The 19,442-nt window shown below is 57.8% G+C and carries 13 protein-coding genes; 9 read left to right on the top strand and 4 right to left on the bottom strand.

What is annotated here, in order from left to right; genetic code table 11:
- Positions 1-16: 16 nt before the first annotated feature.
- The 3 genes from ABIE59_RS06740 to ABIE59_RS06730 form a co-directional block, all read right to left on the bottom strand.
- On the bottom strand, positions 17-1,633 hold the full coding sequence (locus ABIE59_RS06740) for an acyl-CoA carboxylase subunit beta (protein WP_354445452.1): 1,617 nt from the start codon (positions 1,631-1,633) through the stop codon (positions 17-19).
- A 9-nt stretch (positions 1,634-1,642) separates the two neighbouring features.
- Complete coding sequence (locus tag ABIE59_RS06735) at positions 1,643-2,509, bottom strand: SDR family oxidoreductase (protein ID WP_152438726.1); 867 nt, start codon at positions 2,507-2,509, stop codon at positions 1,643-1,645.
- Between the two features lie 187 nt (positions 2,510-2,696).
- Positions 2,697-4,493, bottom strand: a complete 1,797-nt coding sequence (locus tag ABIE59_RS06730; protein WP_354445450.1) for an acyclic terpene utilization AtuA family protein — start codon at positions 4,491-4,493, stop codon at positions 2,697-2,699.
- A gap of 132 nt (positions 4,494-4,625) precedes the next feature.
- Between ABIE59_RS06730 and ABIE59_RS06725 the strand changes: the two genes are divergently transcribed.
- The 8 genes from ABIE59_RS06725 to ABIE59_RS06690 all read left to right on the top strand — a co-directional run bounded on the left by ABIE59_RS06725 (position 4,626) and on the right by ABIE59_RS06690 (position 17,018).
- A complete protein-coding gene (locus ABIE59_RS06725; protein WP_354445448.1) occupies positions 4,626-5,246 on the top strand; it encodes a TetR/AcrR family transcriptional regulator in 621 nt (206 codons plus the stop codon).
- Between the two features lie 277 nt (positions 5,247-5,523).
- Positions 5,524-6,588: a hypothetical protein gene (locus ABIE59_RS06720; RefSeq protein WP_354445446.1), complete on the top strand. Its 1,065-nt coding sequence runs from the start codon at positions 5,524-5,526 to the stop codon at positions 6,586-6,588.
- 60 nt (positions 6,589-6,648) lie between these two features.
- Complete coding sequence (locus ABIE59_RS06715) at positions 6,649-7,659, top strand: putative solute-binding protein (RefSeq protein WP_354445444.1); 1,011 nt, start codon at positions 6,649-6,651, stop codon at positions 7,657-7,659.
- A gap of 14 nt (positions 7,660-7,673) precedes the next feature.
- Positions 7,674-9,725 (top strand): TRAP transporter large permease subunit, encoded by a 2,052-nt coding sequence (locus tag ABIE59_RS06710; RefSeq protein ID WP_354445442.1) that lies wholly within the window; start codon positions 7,674-7,676, stop codon positions 9,723-9,725.
- A 299-nt stretch (positions 9,726-10,024) separates the two neighbouring features.
- Positions 10,025-12,664, top strand: coding sequence for a S8 family serine peptidase (locus ABIE59_RS06705; RefSeq protein ID WP_354445440.1), 2,640 nt, complete (start codon positions 10,025-10,027; stop codon positions 12,662-12,664).
- Complete coding sequence (locus ABIE59_RS06700; protein WP_354445438.1) at positions 12,661-13,158, top strand: protease complex subunit PrcB family protein; 498 nt, start codon at positions 12,661-12,663, stop codon at positions 13,156-13,158. Before ABIE59_RS06705 ends, ABIE59_RS06700 begins: the two co-directional genes overlap by 4 nt.
- A 100-nt stretch (positions 13,159-13,258) precedes the next feature.
- The gene (gene parE / locus ABIE59_RS06695; protein ID WP_354445436.1) at positions 13,259-15,154 is read left to right on the top strand and encodes a DNA topoisomerase IV subunit B; all 1,896 of its coding nucleotides are present in this window, start codon (positions 13,259-13,261) and stop codon (positions 15,152-15,154) included.
- A gap of 97 nt (positions 15,155-15,251) precedes the next feature.
- Positions 15,252-17,018, top strand: coding sequence for an SLC13 family permease (locus tag ABIE59_RS06690; RefSeq protein WP_354445434.1), 1,767 nt, complete (start codon positions 15,252-15,254; stop codon positions 17,016-17,018).
- Here the strand turns inward: ABIE59_RS06690 and ABIE59_RS06685 are convergent.
- The gene (locus tag ABIE59_RS06685; protein WP_354445432.1) at positions 17,006-18,289 is read right to left on the bottom strand and encodes an EAL domain-containing protein; all 1,284 of its coding nucleotides are present in this window, start codon (positions 18,287-18,289) and stop codon (positions 17,006-17,008) included. The genes ABIE59_RS06690 and ABIE59_RS06685 overlap by 13 nt on opposite strands.
- Before the next feature lie 598 nt (positions 18,290-18,887).
- On the opposite strand from ABIE59_RS06685, the gene ABIE59_RS06680 reads away from it, so the two are divergent.
- Positions 18,888-19,436 carry a cytochrome b gene (locus tag ABIE59_RS06680; RefSeq protein ID WP_354445430.1) on the top strand — a complete coding sequence of 183 codons (549 nt, stop codon included), beginning with the start codon at positions 18,888-18,890 and terminating at the stop codon, positions 19,434-19,436.
- Positions 19,437-19,442 lie beyond the last annotated feature (6 nt).

Genomic DNA, 19,442 nt, shown 5'->3' with positions numbered 1-19,442 from the left:
TAAATCAGTGTGGAAATCAGAAGCGGGCGACGCCGTAAACGTTGGGTCGCAGTTGTCGTTGTTCGGCTTCGCGGCAAACAGACAGCGCCATGGCCAGCACGCGCCGGGTATCCCGTGGATCGATCAAACCGTCGTCCCACAGCCGTGCGGTACCGAACAGGGCCGTGGAGCCGTCTTCGAGTTTCTTGGCGGTGGCCTGTTCCAGAAACGCCAGGGTTTTCTCGTCCGGTTCTATTCCGCTTTTGCGTTGCTTGTCTTCCGCCACGATGCGCATCACCTTGCCGGCCTGGGCCGGACCCATGACGGCGGTGCGGCTGTTGGGCCAGGCGAAGATGAATCTCGGATCCAGGCCCCGGCCGCACATGGCGTAGTTGCCGGCGCCGTAGGAACCGCCGACGACCACGGCGAGTTTTGGCACCCGGCAGTTGGCCACGGCCTGAATCATCTTGGACCCGTGCTTGATGATGCCGTTCTGTTCCGAGTGCGTGCCCACCATAAAGCCAGTGGTGTTATGCAGAAACAGGATAGGCGTGCCTGCCTGGTCGCAGAGCTGGATAAACTGCGCCGCCTTGGTGGAACCGGCCGGTGTGATCGGGCCATTGTTGCCAATGATGCCGACACTGTGGCCGTGGATGCGGATGGTGCCGCATACGGTCTGGTTGTCGTAATCGTTCTTGAAATCCAGGAATCGGGAGCCATCGGCGATCCGGGCGAGGATCTCGCGCACGTCGTAGGGTTTCTTGGCGTCGGAAGGAATCACGCCCAACAGCTCTTCGGCCGGATAAAGCGGCTCATCCCACTGCGGTTCCTGCCTCAGCGGCAGGTTTTCGTTCCAGGGCAGGGCACCGAGGATTTCACGAGCCTGGCGGATGCCGTCGGCGTCGTCCTCTGCCAGATATTCAGCAGTGCCGGCCACGGTGGCGTGCATTTCTGCGCCGCCGAGTTCTTCATCGGTGGCGACTTCGCCGGTGGCCGCTTTCAACAGAGGCGGGCCTGCCAGGAACATCTTGGCCTGCTCACGCACAGTGATCACATAATCCGACAGGCCCGGCTGATAGGCACCGCCGGCGGTGGCATTGCCATGCACCACCGTCACTTGCGGAATGCCCGCTGCGGACATCCGCGCCTGATTGGCAAAGCCCCGGGCACCGAGCACGAAAATGTCGGTGGCGTAGTTCAGGTTAGCGCCGCCGGATTCGGACAAGGACACCACCGGCAGCTTGTTCTCCATGGCAATCTGCTGAAGGCGCAGGGTCTTATCCAGACCTGCAGGGGTAATGGTGCCACCCTTGATGGCGCTGTTACTGGCGACCACCAGGCAACGAACACCTGATACCTGGCCTATACCGGCAATAATCCCGCCACCAGCCATGGAGCCGTCTTTGTCATCGTGCATCTTGTAACCGGCCAGGGAGCACAGCTCCAGGAATTCACTGCCACGATCCAGCAGCCGATTGATGCGATCCCTCGGCAGCAGCTTACCGCGCTTGGTAAACTTCTCCCGGGCCGATTCCGCCAGGTCCAGAATCTTCTGCTCCACGTCCCGAAAAGTGGTGATGTGGGCTTCCATGGCCTCTACATTGGCCCGGAACTCGTCGGACTGGGGGCTTATTGTTGTTTCCAGTACCTGCATGGGAAATCCTCAGTCGTCACTCAATACTTTCGGCGTTACCGCCCGGTGGAAACCGTTATAGGGCTCGTTATTCTTGGCCTTGGGCATCGGCCACACGCGCCCGCCCTGAGACGCCGCGCCATCAATCCGCAGACAATCGCCACTGATAAACGCCGCGCCCGGGCTAAGTAGGAAACAGATCGCCGAACTCACCTCCGATTCCGTACCCATCCGCTTGATCGGCACCGCATCCGCCAGGCTACGAATCCACGACTTCATATGGGCCGGGTAGTTATCCATCCCACTGGACGCAATCCACCCCGGCGCCACCGCATTCACCCGAACCCCGGACGGCGCCCACTCAACCGCCGCCGTCTGAGTAAAATTCACCATCCCGGCCCGAGCCGCGCCAGAGTGGCCCATGCCGGGCATGCCGCCCCACATATCCGCCACAATGTTCACAATCGAACCGCCGGTCTTACTCAACGCCTGGGTATAGGCCTCCCGGGAAATCAGAAAACCACCGGTCAGATTCGTCCGCACCACGGTTTCCCAACCCTTCTGGTTAATCCCCGTCAGCGGAGACGCAAACTGCCCGCCGGCGTTGTTCACCACCCCGTTCAGCCCACCGTGGGTCTCGATAACGGCCTTCACCGTCGCCTTGACCGACTCCTCCTCACGAATATCGCAGGCATGAGCACTGGCAATGCCGCCGTCTTCCTCAATCTCGGCCTTAACCGCGTCCACCTTTTCCTGCTTACGACCCACCAGCGCCACCCGAGCACCCAGAGCGGCCAATTCATGGGCGGTACAACGGCCAATGCCGGAACCGCCGCCGGTCACAATAAATACCTGGCCTTCAAACAACCCCGGCCGAAGAACAGACTGATAACTCATAAAAAATCCTTATCCGAATAAACTGAATCCACGTAAAAGGTTGGGGCACCTCGCTGGGGGAGAGCCTTACAAAAATGTGCGGAGCCAAGGATGGCGGAGCCCAAGCGCCACAGGGAAGTGCCGAAGGAGCGTTTTTTGTAAGGCTCTCCCTCAGCGGGGTGCGTACTCCGCAACCAGATGACTGTGTTCATTGCTGCACCAAGTTAGAAGGCACAGGCACCGGAAACTCCAACAGCTGCTGCGCAAAGGCCTTACCCTGCGGATCAATCCGAAGCGACGCCACACCACCGCCCCCAAGACTGTGCTCCAGCAAAAAGTTGAACGCATGCAACCCTGGCATAGACCAACGCGTCACCTTGCCAGACTCCGGATTCAGCGTATGCGACATCCACTGCGCCACCGCCTGCTCCGTCAACGCCGCCTCAATATAAGGAACATACTCCGGATCCCGCGCAATCACCCCGATATTGCTGTGATCGCCCTTATCCCCGGACCGCGCCCAAGCGAGCTTGATCAAAGGCACCGTAGTATCCGCCGCCACCTCCATCCGAGAGTCCGGCTCAGCCGCCAGAGCACCTGGCTCGAAACCACCCTCGGTTGAGACCACCACCTCAGACTTCTCGCCAGCCAAATCCACCGAAACCGCCACTTCCGATTTTGGTACCAGGCAGGAGAACAAACGAATCTTCGGCCACACCGTCGGCCGGCCGCCGACAATACCCGTGATGCCGGGTGCCATCCCGGTGGCCGCCTGGGCAATCTCCCGTGAAAACAGCACCAGTGCCTCTTTTTTGGGATGGGCAGTAGCAATCTTCACCACTACCTCCCGGCATTGGTCGCCCTTGCCATGTTCGCCATAGGTGGTTTCGGTACCCAGCAATTCGATACTGGTTTCGGAATAGTCCGGCAGGCTCCGCTCGGCAAACATCGCCGACGTTTTGGCCAGAATGGCCTCCGCTACCCGTTGTGCCTTGGCGCGGGCATCCAGGCCGGCCAGCAGGAACGTGACCGTGCACTTGAAACCATCCGGCCAGGTGCCGGAAACCTTGTAACTGTTGGTAGGTGGCAGACCTTTGGCACCGGAAACGCGAACCTGATCCTTACCGATTTCCTCAAGCGCAACCTGGGTGAAATCGCAGGTAACGTCGGGCAACAGATAGGCCCTTGGATCACCAATCTCATACACCAGCTGCTCGCTTACCGTGCCCCGGCTGACCAGGCCGCCGGTGCCCTCGGGCTTGGTCATCACAAAATCGCCGGAGGCGTTCACTTCAGCAATGGGGAAGCCCATATTGGCGTAGCCGTCAGCCACCAGTTCCCAATCGGTGAAATTACCGCCGGTCGACTGGGCGCCGCATTCCAGCAAATGCCCGGCCAGGCTGCCCTGGGCCAGCTTGTCGTAATCGTTCCAGGCCCAGCCGAATTCATGCACCAGCGGCGCCAGCACCAGCGCGCTGTCCGCCACCCGGCCGGTAATAATGATGTCAGCACCCTGTTCCAAGGCAGCTACCAGGCCAGGCGCGCCCAGATAGGCATTCAAACTGACCATCATGGCGGGGAAGGGCTGGCCGGTGGTCATCTCGGTGATAACGGCATCGGCCAGCTTCTTTTTCTTCATTAACAGGTCGTCGCCCAGCACCAGGGCAATTTTCAGGTCGACACCCGCTTTTTCGCACAGGGCCTGGAGTGCATCTCGGCAAGCCACCGGGTTAACACCGCCAGCGTTGGCCAGCACCCGGACGCCCTTTTCTTTTATCTCTCCCAATAGGGGCGCCATCACCGTTTGTACAAAATCCCGGGCATAGCCCTGGGTCGGGTCTTTCATCTTCTGGCCGGCCATGATCGACATGGTGATCTCGGCCAGGTAATCGGCCACCAGATAATCGATATTTCCCTGGCGCACCAGTTGGGCGGCGGCGGTTTCAGTGTCGCCCCAGAACGCGGCAGAGCAACCGATGCGGATGGTTTTGTTGGCGTGTGACATGTTCTTGGCCTTGTTGTGAAGCCCGCGTCGGCGGGAAGTTATCCAACGTTGAGAATGACAATACCAAGCAAGCGCTTGGTTTGTAAACAGGCAAATCTCAGGTAGAATAAAAAGTCCCACCAAGACAACCGGATGGCCTTTGTGAACCAGAACCAGATCCTTCAATCCCTGATTACCGAGCAGCTTGTTTCCGACCCCACCAGTGCTCGCGGCCGCTTGTTGAAAGAGGCGGCTAGGTTGTTCCGGGATAAAGGGTATGAGCGCACTACCGTGCGCGATCTGGCAGCAGCGGTCGGCATCCAGTCCGGTAGCCTGTTTCATCACTTCCGCTCCAAAGAAGAAATTCTCAAAGCCGTCATGGTTGAGACCATTCGGCTCAACACCGCGTTGATGCAGGCGGCTGCCGACAGCGAGGAATCGGCCCGGGACAAACTTAGGGCTCTGGTGCGCAGCGAGCTGGAATCCATCAATGGCCAGACCGGCGAGGCGATGGCGGTGCTGGTCTATGAATGGCGCAGCCTCTCTGAGAGCTCTCAAGGCCTGGTGCTGGAATTGCGTGAGATTTATGAAGGGCTCTGGCTGTCCGTTCTGGAGGAGCTTAGCGGGCTCGGGCAACTCAAAGCGGAACCCTTTATCGTTCGGCGTATGCTGACCGGTGCGCTGAGCTGGACTGTGACCTGGTACAAGCCGGAACGGGGTGATCTGACACTGGATGGGCTGACCGACCAGGTGATGGTAATGCTCGGGTTGTAGTAATAGGCCGGATTCATAACCTATTGTTTATTATAATTTAATTATATTTTCCATGCTTCCCTTGTGGGCCATTGGCCTGATCGGCTTATTGTTTTCGTCATTCCAGCCATTCTTGTCTGACAAAAATCAAAGCATTCTTCGCGCCGTAGAAATCGGTTCCTTGGGGCGTTCTGAGCATTGGTTGTAGAGGCTCTGGTTACCCGTTTGGCGAGAAAAAATTGTGATAAAAACACTCGTCATCCCTTGCTGACAATAACAAAGCTAGACAGGTCAAATTATGTTCAATCCAGAGGTTTTTCTATTGGGCCGAGGTTCAGCCTTGGTCAAGAAGTTTGTACTTGCAGGGCTGGCCGTGGCGCTGGCCGGCTGCTCTGCGAACCCGATATACTCCACCACCGGCATGGTGATTTCTGGCTACGCGGAGTCTGAGGCTACACCCTACGTGTTGCAGATGTCAGACACAGAAATGGCCTGCGCACTGGGTGAGGGTACCGACCCACTGGTGTACTCATTCTCAAGGGTAACGTCTCCCCCGGACACTACCGGCGCCTTGCTGATGCTGTTGGCGGGCAATTGCATGGAATACCGCGCCTGGGATGCCGAGCTTGATTACCTGCGGGCTCGGTACAACAGTGATGTCCCGGCTGCGAGGGACGCTCGTGAGCGGTCTAAGCGTTTGTATGCAAGAACGGCTGAGCGCCGGTATAGCTCTTACCTGCGCGCGATGGCTGCCTATGACTTTGACCCATCTGCAGAACCCCTCGAATGCCCGTTCCTGTTCACCGACCAAGATGAGCTGACCTTTTTGCTCGGTTTGCTGACGGGTATGCAGGCGATTGTGAACGACGCCAATTCCGGTGCGCTTGCCGGTGTGCCCCGCAATATTGCGCCCCGGACGGAACGTGCCCTCCAGTGCCTTGACAATGAAAAATGGGCTGGGCTGCCTAACGCTGTGCGGGCAATGGTCTGGTTGCTGCTGCCAGATACCCGTCCTGAGCTGTCGCCGGACCCCTGGCAGGTGCTTGATAACAGCAGCGAGATGGGTGTAGAGGCTGGTATGCGTGTACCCCATGCGGTGCAGGTTTTGGCTGCCGAAACCTTTGGGCGCCCGGATGTGCTTGCGAGTGCGATTGCGAGCTTCGCTGATTCCGAGGGCCGAATCAACGTTTGGGACGACTACAGGTTGTTGGATGAAGTAGCCTACACCATGGTTCAGTTCTCCTCTGATAAGCACTGGACCGCCGAGTATGGCCATCGCACGCCACGTAACTTCTTCGGCAAGATGAGCCCTGAACGCGAGCGAGAGAATATTGAAATCATGGATCTGGATGGGTTGCTTTAACGCAATCGTCCGATTACGCACTGATTGATCTACAAACACAAGAATGACCCGGAGGTCGTTATGATCCGCAAAACCCTTGCTGCCCTGTCGCTGGCAGTTGCTGCTCCATTGGCATCCGCCCAAACAGTTTCCATGTGTGTGTTTGACGTTATCGGCGCTAATGGCGACGTATACAATCTGGTCAAAGACTACGCACTTGAAATGAGGGCCCACGGAGTGGACTTCAACCTTCGCCCCTACACTGATGAAGGTGTAGCCGTTGGCGATTTCAATGCCGGCCAGTGTGACGCTGTTGCGGCCACTGATATTCGTATCCGGCCGTTTAATCGGTTCACCGGCAGCGTCAGTGCGGTGGGCGCGATTCCTACCTACAACGACCTGGAAACTCTGCTGGCGACCATCGTTCAGCCACGGGCCGCGTCGTTGATGAAGTCTGAGGGTTACGAGGTGTTGGGTATTGTTCCCGCAGGGGCCGGCTACCTGTTCGTTAACGACAGAAACATCAATACCGCCGCCAAGCTGGCGGGTAAGCGAATGGCCACTCTGGATTACCAGCGCGACGCCATTCATATGGTCAATTATGTGAAAGCGACGGTGGTTCCCTCCGACATTACCAACTTTGCCGGCAAGTTCAATAATGGTTCCGTGGATGCCGCCTATGCTCCGGCGTTTGCCTACGAGGCACTGGAGCTCTACAAGGGCATTGGAGACAAAGGCGGTATCGTCGATTATCCCCTGGCCCAACTGACTATCCAGATTGTTGCCCGCGAAGGCGCACTGAGTGATGAAGCTGCTCAGAAATCGCGGGAAGTTGCCTGGGGTATGTTCTCTCAGGCGATGAGCCTTATCGAAAGTCAGGAAAAAGCCATTCCTGAAGAGCAATGGATAAGAATTCCGGATGAAGACATTGTCGGCTACCAGGAAATGTTCCGCGAGAATCGTCTGGAAATGCGTGATGGTGTCAATGGCGCCCCGAGTGTTTACGACCCGCGCATGATGAACCTTTTGAGCAATATTCGCTGCGCCAGCAATCCGGGTGCGTCTGAGTGCACGGCTGACAACCGGGAATAATCGGAGAAAAGCACATGAATTGGCGCGCGATGACTGCCTCAGGAGCAAGGACGCTGTACCCCGTGCACAGGATGCATGGGGTTATTCTCTTGCTACTGCTGCTATCGACCCTGCTTCTGGGGATGGGGAATTCTCTTCATTCCCGGTTGTTGTGGGTAGGGGAGCAGGTCTGGCCGAACTATTACCTGCTGAATCCGGATGCCACGGAGCCCACCTGTAATATGTTTATGGATGTGGAGGCCGAGGTGGAACGAAGGCTCCAGGCCTACAAGCCAGACCCGGACGACCTGTTCAGCTCGCCGCCCAATGCCGAGGCACTTCGCCAATCACTGGAAAGCAATCTGGCCTTGTGCGAGCAGCGGCACCTGCAGTTTGCCGAGAACCAGAAGCACGCCACCTGGGCGCTGGGAGTTTACAAGAGTGTTGAGCAGGGCTTGGCCGGTTTTCTGCTTGATAACATTGAGCTGACCAAGTACCTGTTTATTGCCATGTTTGCCATGGCAGCTGCGATCTCCGCGCTCGATGCAGACCATATTGCCCTGCGCCTCTCACGCAACAGGTCGGAGTGGCGGCTCAGCCAGGGAGTCCAGTTTATCGTAAACGGTTTGATGGTGTTGTCACTCAACGCCTATCTCGGGAGATTATCGACATCGCCCGGCACTGAGAGCACGATGATTCTGCAATATGCTTGGGCCGGCGTGTTCGGTATGTTCATGGTGATCAATGCCATTCGTTTCTTCCATATTCCCGAGCGCATGAAGCCGGGTAGCCTCAACCTGTCCTCCGGTCTGGTCATCCCCCTGTACTGCATCATGGGCTTGATCGCCATGTCCTACTTCTTTTTTGTGGACGGCTACACTTCGGGACTGGCGATCTACTTTGGCATGATGGCGAACCTGTCCTCCATGTTCATCAACATCGGCTTGTACGTTTTGGTGGGCATGATGCTCAAGCAGACTCGTGTGCCCGAACTGTTGCTGAATATTGTCAAACCGTTCAACCTGCCAGCGCCCATGCTGGCCTCGGTGATCATTTTTGCCACCGCCTTTCCGACCGCCTTCACCGGCGCCTCCGGTATCTTCATCCTGGCTGTAGGTGGTGTGGTGTATGACGAACTGCGCAAGGCCGGTGCCGGGCGGCAGCTTTCCCTGGCGACGACGGCTATGTCCGGTAGTCTGGGCGTGGTGCTCAACCCATGCTTGCTGATTGTGGTTATTGCAGCGCTGAACAAAGAAGTGACCACCTCTGAAATGTACGGGTGGGGCTTCTGGGTGTTCATTCTGTCTGCTAGCCTGTTCTCGTTCATCGTGTGCAAGACCGAGGGTAACTGGAAGCCTAAGCCGGCACCGGGCGCTTTCCGTCTTGCGCTGAAGCAACTGTTGCCACTGGTGCCTTATGCATTGACCGCTGCCGCTGTCATCTTTGCTATCTGGGTGGTCTTGGGCCTGAAGTTCAACGAATACAGTGCACCGATGATTCTGCCGCTGGTTATGCTGGCCCTGGTGGTGCTGGACTCCGGCAGGGAGAGCAAGGAACTTTCCGTCTCCCGGATGCAGACATTCTTTGAGCGCAGCAGCAATGCCGCCAGTGATTCAGCCGTTCACATTGGAGCGCTGCTGGCCCTGATCGGGTTCTCCATCTGCCTGGGCGGTATTCTGGAGCGCTCCGACATTGTCCACGCGATTTTCCCGGAGACCCTGACCAGCCCCTGGATTGCCATGATGGTGATCGTTGTGATGCTGACGCTGATCGGCATGGTGATGGACCCGTTCGGTGCGGTGATTCTGGTATCCGCCACCATCGCCCAGCCAGCAATTCAGATTGGCGTAGACCCGCTGCACTTCTGGATTGTGTGTCTGGTGGCCTTCGAGCTGGGTTATCTGAGCCCGCCTGTGGCCTTGAACCATCTGTTAACGCGGCAGGTGGTTGGTGAGACTGAAGTGCTGGCGGCAGAGCGCACCGGTACCTTCTGGCACCGTTATCAGCGCCTGCTGTTGCCGCTGGCGGTGATGATACCCAGCTTGCTGCTGGTGGCCTTTGTGCCGATGCTGTTCTACGCCTTGTAGTTGGCGTGAAGACCGGAAGCCCGTGGAGTTCTGCTTCACGGGTTTTCTTGTTTTGGTTGACCGCAAATGTTGGGGGAGGGAGAAGGTTGGAGGGGCTTTCTGAAACCCTGCGGAGCCATGGATGGCGGAGCGGAGCGTACAGGGATGTATTCACAGCGTGTTTCGGAAAGCCCCTCCAACCTGCTCCTCCATCCTCGCGCTCATTTTCCCCGGGCCGGGATTAAACGATTTTGGAACTTTTGACCTATAGTTTGCGTATGGATAAGGACGTTCATAAAAAACAGGCAAAGAGGGTGACCGTGAAAAGAACATTGCCGCAGTATCTTGTGCTCTCGGGAGTGGTGTTGTTCGCAGGATGCGGTGGTGGTTCCGGAAGCTCCGATTCCCAGCCTCCGGCCATTGATCTTGGCCCGTTGTCTGGCGTCATCAGTATCGAATCTGGTAGCCGGATTGATCAGGACACGATGGATCAGTTGCGGTTTACCGATGCCAGCCCCGCTTCGGGTGCCCAAACCCTGCCGGCCAGTTTTGTTCTGGCAGGCTATGTCAGCTCAGGTAGCGGTTCCTATCCGCTGCTGAACGGGCAGTTGTTCAGTTACGCGGCAGACCCGGTAGATACTTTCACTGTGCCGATGGGGCCGGGTGAAACGGTGATTCTGAGAAATTTTGGTGGCCGTGACGGCAATGCGGAACTTGGGTTGCGTGTTACCGCCGGAGGGATTCTCTATGGGGCAGAGGAGACCGAGGCGGGCAAGCCTTCAGTTAGCGTGACCCTAGATAGCGGCGCCCCGGAACGGAATTACTCTGTTGAGGTCACTGTGGCCAACGGGGGCGGTCCCGCCCGCTATGTGCTGGTTAAAGCGGCCGACACCCAACTCGATAACCTAAGTCTTGACTGGCCGGATCACCAATTCCTCCCCGGCCAGGCCATTGTCACTCTGGATACAACCGACTCTGGAACCATGTCCACGCTGGCGACCGGTATGGCCAATGCTGAGCGGCATCTGGGTGGTTCGGACTGGTTGATGCGGATGCCGGCTCAGGCTTCTTCCCGTGCTGTCAGTGCGACTCAGAGGCAGGCGGAAACCTTGTCCTGGGTTACCCAGCTTCGGCAGATGCCGGGAGTGAAAGATGCGGTGCCCAACTACACCATGTCGAGCATGCAGAGCTCGCCGGTGGATGAACCTCTATACCGTTTGCAGTGGCATTACGACCTGATCAATGGGCCGGGTGCCTGGCAGTTGGCGTCGGATGGTGGTCAGGATGTTGAGGTAGCGGTGCTGGATAGTGGTTTGTTTAGCCCCCGTGGAGTGACGTCCTGGCATCCGGACTTGAACGAGAACGTAATCCCGGGCAGGGACTTTGTCGATGGTGACAATTATCCGGAAGACCCTGGTAGCAGTGTCGGTGCCAGCGTTTTCCATGGAACCCATGTGGCGGGGACGGTTGCGGCAGTCGTTAATGGAGATGGTATTGGAGGCGTTGCCTTCGGTTCCAAAATCGTACCCGTGCGCGTTCTCGGTGAGGGTGGAGCCGGCTCATCCACCGACCTGATTGATGCTATACGTTGGGTGACAGGTCAATCTCCGGTTCTGAACTCTCCGAGGGCCGATGTCGTCAATCTGAGCCTCGGCGGTTTGCCTCGTATCCAGGCCCTGGAAGACGCCATTGCCTTCGGGGTGGGGCGAGGCATGATCTTTGTCGGCGCAGCAGGAAACTCGGCAACTTCCACGCAGTCTTTCCCGGCGGCATCGCCTAACGTGCTGGCGGTCAGCGCCGTAGATGCTGGTGGGCGACTGGCGTCTTATTCAAATTTTGGCAGCTGGATTGATCTGGCAGCACCCGGTGGGGATGCCAGCCGGGATGGCAATAACGATGGCCGGGCCGATGTGATCTGGAGCACCAGTGCGGTAGAGCAGGACGGCCAGTTTGTTGCCAGTTATACCGGGCTTCAGGGTACGTCTATGGCTACTCCGCATGTGTCTGGTGTCATGGCACTGTTGAAAGCGCAGGTGAACGCTCAGGAACGTGCGCTCACCTACAGCGACGTCCGAGCCCTGCTGGAAAGCGGCGAACTCACCGATTTTCCGGGAAGCCGGAATGATCAGCTGGGCTATGGCGTTCTTGATGCCGCCAAGGCGCTTCAGGCAAATCTGGACGGCAACGTGACGATTTTGTCTCCATCACCCTCTCAGGTTTCGCTCAGCAATGAGGGAGCGACGAGTGCGACGGTGACCCTGAACCAGATTGGTGAAGGGGTAATTTCTGACGTTGTTCTTACCGAAAACCTGGTCTGGCTGAGCTCAACTCAACCGACCCTTGAGAACGAACAGTATGTGTTCCACGTATCATTGGTGGAGTCGGAGATCGAGCCGGATAAGGCTTACCGAGGTGATATCAGCGTGTCCTATAAAGATGATGGAACCCCGCGTAGCCTGCGCATTCCTGTCATAGCCCAGCTCATCAGCGACGAACAGGCCCGGAACGCCGGCACCCACTTCGTCCTGCTGGTAGACACCACTCCGGATGACGATGGATTCTACTGGGCCGAGGCCCAGGTAGCCGTTGAAGCCTCTGAGGGAAGTTATCGCTTCCGCTTTGATGCCGATGACGGCGAGGAGCCGCGCCGGCTGAATGAAGTCAGTCCGGGCGACTACTTTTTGGTGGCGGGCACGGATATCGATGGCGACGGCATAATCTGTCAGCCTGGCGAGGCCTGCGCCGAGTACCCGATATCCGGTTTGCGGGAGGTAATTACGATTGAGGAGGGGCAAAGCCTGTTGGATATCCGGATGACCACCAGTTTTACCCGCCCGACGATTTCTGCCGCCACGCCCGACGTGTTGCCCCGGCCGGGCTTTCAGGGTTACCGTTTGATCTCACCCGAGCGGGACCGCGCTCCGGCCGATGATGAAAGCCGACCCAGGATCACACAATGACACTACGTTTTGCCCGGTTTTTCTTTGTGCCTTTAACCGCTGCGATGCTGACAGCCTGCAGTGCCACCGGTGGCGAAGGTACCGGCATGCAGCCCCAGGTTCGCCAGGTTACCCAGTCTGCCCACTGCGGCCTGACCGGCCCAGGGGTTGCCCACGTGCGCTCTGAGGGCGAGCTTGAGGCATTGCTGGATGTCAGTGGGCAGAACATGGCCACCGGGGTGATTCGCCAGGTGAATCTGGATCGGGAGTCACTGGTGATTGTCACCCTGGGCCAGAAACCAACCGCCGGCTACAGTGTGGGCCTTGAGTCTGCCACGGCGGACAGGAAAACCCTGAAACTGGCCATGAAGGTCAACTCGCCCGCGCCGGACATGATGGTGGCGCAGGTGATTACCTCGCCTTGTGTGGTGCTCGCGGTGGCGGACAGCCAGTGGCAGCGCCTGGAAGTTTCCGGGTTGTCTGAAACACCGTTGGTGAAAGACCTCGGAAACTGAAACCACTTGGCGTCGCCACAAAACAAACATTGATCTTTCAGCCCGAATCCCTAAGCTATGGCTCAGCTTTAACGACCACTTGCGGAGCCATGCCGTTACTATGAGCCAGCAACAATACAACGCCGATGCCATTGAAGTTCTGAGCGGTCTTGACCCGGTGCGCAAGCGCCCGGGCATGTACACCGACACCTCACGGCCGAACCACCTGGCTCAGGAAGTCATCGACAACAGCGTGGATGAGGCGCTGGCCGGCCATGCCCGCCGGATTGATGTGATCCTGCACAGTGACAACTCCCTGAGTGTGGAAGACGATGGCCGCGGCATGCCCGTCGATATCCACAAGGAAGAGGGCGTTCCGGGGGTAGAGCTGATCCTCTCCCGCCTGCACGCGGGTGGTAAGTTTTCCGAGGGTAACTACAACTTCTCCGGCGGCCTGCATGGTGTAGGTGTGTCTGTCGTTAACGCTCTGTCTACCCACCTGGAAGTGACCATCCGGCGGGATGGTCAGGTTCACCGGATGACCTTCGCCAATGGCGACAAGGCCTCCGAGCTGGAAGTGATCGATACCGTTGGCAAGCGCAACACCGGTACCCGGCTGAAGTTCACCCCCGATCCGAAATATTTCGACAGTCCCAATTTCTCCGTCAGCCGTCTGCGGCATAACCTGCGGGCCAAGGCCGTGCTTTGTCCCGGCCTGACCGTCACCTTTGTGCAGGAGAAAACCGGAGAAAAGGACGAGTGGTTCTACGAAGACGGGCTTCGGGATTATTTGCGCACCGCTCTGGCCGATATTGAAGCCGTGCCGCTGGAGCCGTTCACCGGCAGTTTTTCCGGTAATAAGGAAGCGGTGGACTGGGCAATTCAGTGGCTGCCGGAGGGCGGTGATGCCGTCATGGAAAGCTACGTCAACCTGATTCCTACTGCCCAGGGCGGTACCCATGTGAATGGTTTGCGTACGGGCCTGCTGGAAGCCATGCGGGAATTCTGCGAATTCCGCAGCTTATTGCCCCGCGGCGTCAAACTGTCGCCCGAGGATATCTGGGAACGGGTGGCCTATGTCCTGTCGTTCAAGATGCAGGAACCGCAGTTCTCCGGCCAGACCAAAGAACGCCTGTCGTCCCGTGAGGCGGCGGCGTTTGTCTCCGGCGTGGTGAAAGACGCCTTCAGCCTGTGGCTGAACCAGCACACCGATATTGCTGAAGCCCTGGCTGAGCTGTTTATCAGCAACGCCCAGCGCCGGCTGAGGGCCAGCAAGAAGGTGGCCCGTAAAAAGGTCACCTCTGGCCCGGCGTTGCCTGGCAAGCTGGCCGACTGCTCCGGTGCCGATACCACCCGATCAGAGCTGTTCCTGGTGGAGGGTGATTCGGCCGGTGGTTCCGCCAAGCAGGCTCGGGATCGGGAATTCCAGGCGGTCATGCCACTGCGGGGCAAGATCCTGAATACCTGGGAGGTGGATTCCGGTGAAATCCTGGCCTCTCAGGAAGTTCATGACATTGCCGTGGCCATCGGTGTCGATCCTGGCTCAGACGATCTCACCGGCTTGCGCTACAACAAGGTCTGTATCCTGGCGGATGCAGACTCTGACGGACTGCATATCGCAACGCTCCTGTGCGCGCTGTTTGTAAAACACTTCCGCCCACTGGTTTCAGCCGGCCATGTGTTTGTGGCCATGCCGCCGCTGTACCGGGTGGATCTGGGTAAGGAAACCTTCTATGCCCTGGATGAGCACGAAAAACAGGGCATCATCGACCGCCTGGCGGCCGAGAAGCGCAAGGGCAAGATTCAGGTGACGCGCTTCAAGGGCCTGGGTGAGATGAATCCCCTGCAATTGCGTGAAACCACCATGGCGCCAGACACTCGCCGCCTGGTGATGCTCACCCTGGAAGAGGGAGACGATACTGATGAGCGCATGGATATGTTGCTGGGCAAGAAGCGGGCATCGGACCGCCGAGTCTGGCTGGAAGCCTACGGCAACATGGCGGATATTGCCGTATGATATTCTTTTGCGTGCTATAAAAATTATCACTTATTCTTTCTAAGAATTGGTGTGTGCCGTTATCCTGCCCGTTCATGTTTTAGGATGACTCGGGCTTATGGTCTGGCAAGGTTGGTTTTCTCTCGGGTTAGCGGTAGCGGCCCTGCTGCTGATGAGTTTTGGTCGGTTTGGCCCTCATCTGGTGATGCTCGGTGTACTGGTGATTCTCAGCGCCACGGGCATCATCGGCCCGGAACAGGCCTTGGTGGGGTTCAGTAATACCGGGCTGATCACTGTGGTGGCGATGTTTGTGGTTGCGGCTGGAGTGCATCACTCCGGCGGCGTGGATCTGCTCGTGCGTTACATCCTGGGCAGCCCGAAAACGGTGCGCGGTGCCCAGGCGCGTATTGCCCTGCCTGTTACTCTTCTCAGTGGTTTCTTGAACAACACGCCGGTGGTTGCCACCATGATTCCGGCGGTTCACGCCTGGTCGCGGAAGATCGGTATTTCCCCTTCCAAGTTGATGATTCCCCTCAGCTATGCCGCCATCTTTGGCGGTACGTTAACCCTGATCGGGACCAGTACCAATCTGGTGGTCAATGGTCAGTACCAGCAGTTGACCGGCGAGGAAGGCTTTTCAATCTTCGCCATTACCCAGGTGGGATTGCCGGTTGCCATCATTGGGGTTGCGGTAATGTTGTTGGTACTGCCACGAATGCTGCCAGACCGAAAAGACAAGCAGAAGTTCGGCTCGGTCAAAGAGTTCACCCTGGAGGTGGCTGTCGCGTTCGAAGGCCCATTGGTCGGCAAGAGCGTCGGCGAAGCCGGGCTTCGGGAGCTGGACCGCCTGTACCTGGTTGAAATCGAGCGGGATGGCAGCGTTGTCACCGCAGTGCCCTCAGAAGAACGTCTTCGGGGTGGTGACCGCCTCGTCTTTGCCGGCGATACCCAGGCGATTTCTGATTTGTTGCGGATCAACGGCATTGTGCCCTCAGTGCACGATGATGAACCATCACTGAGCAAGGACCGCGCCGAGCGGCGTTTGGTGGAGGCTGTGTTGTCGCCCCAGTCAGACGTACTCGGGCAGACCATCCGGGATGCCCGCTTCCGGGATCGTTACGGTGCCGTGGTGTTGGCGGTTGCACGCGGTGGTGAGCGAGTGCCGGGTAACCTGGGCAACATTCGGTTAAAGCCCGGCGATGTGTTGTTGCTGGAAGCGCGCCCTGCGTTTGTCAGCCGACAGCGGTACAACAAGGATTTCCTGCTGATCAACGACCTCGAGACCGAAGCGCCGCGCCATGACAGGGCCTGGTTGTCCTGGGGGATTCTGTTGGCGCTGGTCGGGCTCGCCGCCTGCGGTATTATGACTATGCTGAACGCCGCCCTGGTGGGGGCATTTCTGATGATTCTTTCTGGCTGCTGTTCGGTCGGCCAGGCCCAGAAAGCTGTGGATGTTCCGGTGATTCTGACCATCGCCGCGTCTTTCGCCCTCGGTGGCGCGCTGGAACAGACCGGCGCGGCAAGCTACCTGGCTGGTACTGTGTTCAACCTGAGCGACGGCAACACTCTCCTGGCGTTACTGCTGGTTTATCTGGTGGTGTCGGTGTTGACAGAAGTGATCACCAACAATGCCGCCGCGGTATTGATTGTGCCGGTGGTGTTGTCGCTCACCTCTGCCATGGGGGTGGATTCAGAGCCGTTTATCATTGCCGTGATGATGGCCGCCTCGGCCAGCTTCGCAACGCCGCTGGGTTACCAGACCAACATGATGGTGTTCGGGCCGGGTGGCTACCGTTTCGGGGATTTTGTCCGGGTCGGCTTGCCGATGAATGTCTTTATCGGGCTGATAACTGTCGGGGTAATTTCTCTGGTTTACGGCGTTTGATGGGGGTTTGCGAGGATGTCGCAGCACAGCACCTGCAAGCGCCCCTGATGCTGGTAGGCCAGTGACAGAGTGACGCACATGTAAGCGCCGGTCACGCACAGGTAGGGTGTTGTAACGTGCAGGCTCTCAGGCTGAGCCAGAGCCTGGCGCAGGTACTGCTGGCGGAACCAGTCGGCGCTGGTGGTGTTCTCCAGCGGCCGGAATCGGGGGTCCCGCTTCTCAATCGCGGAATCGGAGACCAGGGTGTCTTCAATCTGGATACCTTTGTCGTCTGCGAGATAGCAGCGGGACACCGCGGGATGGTTCAGCAGCTCAAAGCAGGCCTGTGACATCAGGCTGCCTTCCTGTAGCCGTTCAATAGCCCGCCGGAACGGCACGCTGAAGTAGCTGACGAGTTGCTGTGTCGGGTCCTGGGTAATCTGTTTGCGCTTCTTGTATTCCAGCAGCAAGTCTTCGAGATCCGCCGGCGTATGGGGAAGTTCTTCCAGTTCAAGGCAGGGGCGCCGGAAATAGAATCCCTGTACGAAGTCTACGCCGGCGTCGATCGCTATCATGGCCTGGTCCCGGGTTTCTACGCCTTCCAGCAGCACCAGACATCCCGACTGGTGCAACAATGACACCATTCCATTCAGAATCTGCCGCGCCCGCTGATCATCTGTGGCCCGGGTTAACAGCGTCCTGTCCAGTTTGACGATATCCGGCGACAGGTTCCAGATTCTCTCGAAATTCGAGTGGCCTGCGCCGAAGTCATCGATGGCGGTGAGGCAGCCGAGTTTCCGGTAGTAGGCGACGGTATCTTTCAGTCTCTCAGCATCGTCTGTGGGCTGCTCAACTATCTCCATAACGATCCGGTGTGGCGGCAGCCCGGTTTTCTTCAGCAGTGACCCGAAAAACGAATCCGACTGGCTGCCACTGGTCACTACCCGGGGGGATACGTTCAGAAACAGCCAGTTCAGCTGATCTTTTATGCCACTGTAGTTACGGATGTGCAGGTATCGGCAAAGTCGGTCCAGCAGCAGGTTTTCAGCGTCGGTGTCCGGAAGTTCAAACAGATGATTAGGGAGTACAGCCGCGTTGTCGTTGTCAAATGCCCGGATCAGGGCCTCATAACCAACGGTCCTTTTGTGGGAGATGCTGTAAATCGGTTGCAGGGCGGTTCTGAGCTTTAGCCCTCTGAAATCGGCTGTCCAGGAATCTCCCTGCTGGGTGAGCATGGGGGAGAGCAGGTCCAATTCTGGCGCTGGCAGGATATCGGTAAGGCTGTGGGACATAGGCGATTCTGAATCGTTTAACGAACACATCAGGGCGTCGCTGTTAGGCGCCGACTACTGAACTGTTAGCCAGAGTGCCCACATCCCTGGCACGATTGCCTGTATTTCAAGGCGTTAACTGATTAGCTAAAGCGCAGATTGCCAAAAAACAAGAATCATTACCACTGTTTAACCGGTAAAACTCGAAACAGTTTGTGACTTTGTGTTGGTATCGGTGTTTCGGGAGGGGAGAGTTGGAAAGCAAAACCCCCGGCAGGCCGGGGATTCAGAATGGGCAGATCAATTGTTGCTGGGTACTACTACGGATTCGTCGAATTCCAGTTCCATGTCGTTTCCTCTCGGTCACTGAGGCCCCCGACGGGGCGAATTAAAGTATGTGAGAAGTTTAGCGTTGCTGTGATTTTGCACAATCCGTAGAACCCGTATTCGACCAAAGTGGCCAGCACCAGAGATGACATTCCGCTCACGCTTCATCAGATAATTTGATGCATCCCGGCAGAATATTTTGATTTTCACCCGGGAGTTCGGGGCCTAGACTTATTTTACCGAAGCTGTGGCCCAGACTGGCGCAGTCCAGGGATGGAGGAGTTCCCAGATTATGAGATTACGCAATACCAAAATGGCCTATGGCCCGATATCGGTTAGCCTGCACTGGCTGGTGGCGCTGGCCGTCATTGGGCTGTTCGGGCTCGGTTGGTGGATGGTGGAGCTGTCCTACTACGACCCCTGGTACCGACAGGGGCCACACATTCACCGGAGCATTGGCATACTGCTGTTCATAGTGGTGGTGGCCCGGCTGGTGTGGCGGTTCGTAAGCCCACCGCCCAAGCCGCTACCGGAGCATCAGCGGTGGGAGGTAATGGTCGCCCATGGGGCCCACTGGCTGCTTTACCTGCTGCTGTTCTTTGCGATGATCAGCGGTTACCTGATCACCACGGCAGACGGTTCGTCCATCAGCGTATTCGGCTGGTTTGACGTGCCCTCAGTCACCGGGCGGGTTCGAGGAATGGAAGATACCGCTGGCGTTGTCCATTACTGGAGTACCTGGTCACTGATCGGGCTGGCCGGACTGCATGCCCTGGCGGCACTGAAGCACCATTTTATTGATCGGGATGCCACGCTCAAGCGCATGCTTGGCCGCGGTTGAGCCTGA

Source organism: Marinobacter sp. MBR-99, from assembly GCF_040547575.1.
Taxonomy (GTDB): domain Bacteria; phylum Pseudomonadota; class Gammaproteobacteria; order Pseudomonadales; family Oleiphilaceae; genus Marinobacter.
The sequence above is the reverse complement of the archived record's forward strand: the minus strand, read 5'-3'. Positions and strand labels throughout refer to the sequence as shown.

What these genes read in the sequence shown, in the direction of transcription:
- ABIE59_RS06725 (WP_354445448.1), top strand. Translation starts at nt 4,626, where the DNA reads ATGGCCTTTGTGAACCAGAACCAGATCCTTCAATCCCTGATTACCGAG.
- ABIE59_RS06680 (WP_354445430.1), top strand. Translation starts at nt 18,888, where the DNA reads ATGAGATTACGCAATACCAAAATGGCCTATGGCCCGATATCGGTTAGC.
- ABIE59_RS06730 (WP_354445450.1), bottom strand. Translation starts at nt 4,493, where the DNA reads ATGTCACACGCCAACAAAACCATCCGCATCGGTTGCTCTGCCGCGTTC.
- parE (WP_354445436.1), top strand. Translation starts at nt 13,259, where the DNA reads ATGAGCCAGCAACAATACAACGCCGATGCCATTGAAGTTCTGAGCGGT.
- ABIE59_RS06735 (WP_152438726.1), bottom strand. Translation starts at nt 2,509, where the DNA reads ATGAGTTATCAGTCTGTTCTTCGGCCGGGGTTGTTTGAAGGCCAGGTA.
- ABIE59_RS06710 (WP_354445442.1), top strand. Translation starts at nt 7,674, where the DNA reads ATGAATTGGCGCGCGATGACTGCCTCAGGAGCAAGGACGCTGTACCCC.
- ABIE59_RS06685 (WP_354445432.1), bottom strand. Translation starts at nt 18,289, where the DNA reads ATGTCCCACAGCCTTACCGATATCCTGCCAGCGCCAGAATTGGACCTG.
- ABIE59_RS06690 (WP_354445434.1), top strand. Translation starts at nt 15,252, where the DNA reads ATGGTCTGGCAAGGTTGGTTTTCTCTCGGGTTAGCGGTAGCGGCCCTG.
- ABIE59_RS06720 (WP_354445446.1), top strand. Translation starts at nt 5,524, where the DNA reads ATGTTCAATCCAGAGGTTTTTCTATTGGGCCGAGGTTCAGCCTTGGTC.
- ABIE59_RS06700 (WP_354445438.1), top strand. Translation starts at nt 12,661, where the DNA reads ATGACACTACGTTTTGCCCGGTTTTTCTTTGTGCCTTTAACCGCTGCG.
- ABIE59_RS06740 (WP_354445452.1), bottom strand. Translation starts at nt 1,633, where the DNA reads ATGCAGGTACTGGAAACAACAATAAGCCCCCAGTCCGACGAGTTCCGG.
- ABIE59_RS06715 (WP_354445444.1), top strand. Translation starts at nt 6,649, where the DNA reads ATGATCCGCAAAACCCTTGCTGCCCTGTCGCTGGCAGTTGCTGCTCCA.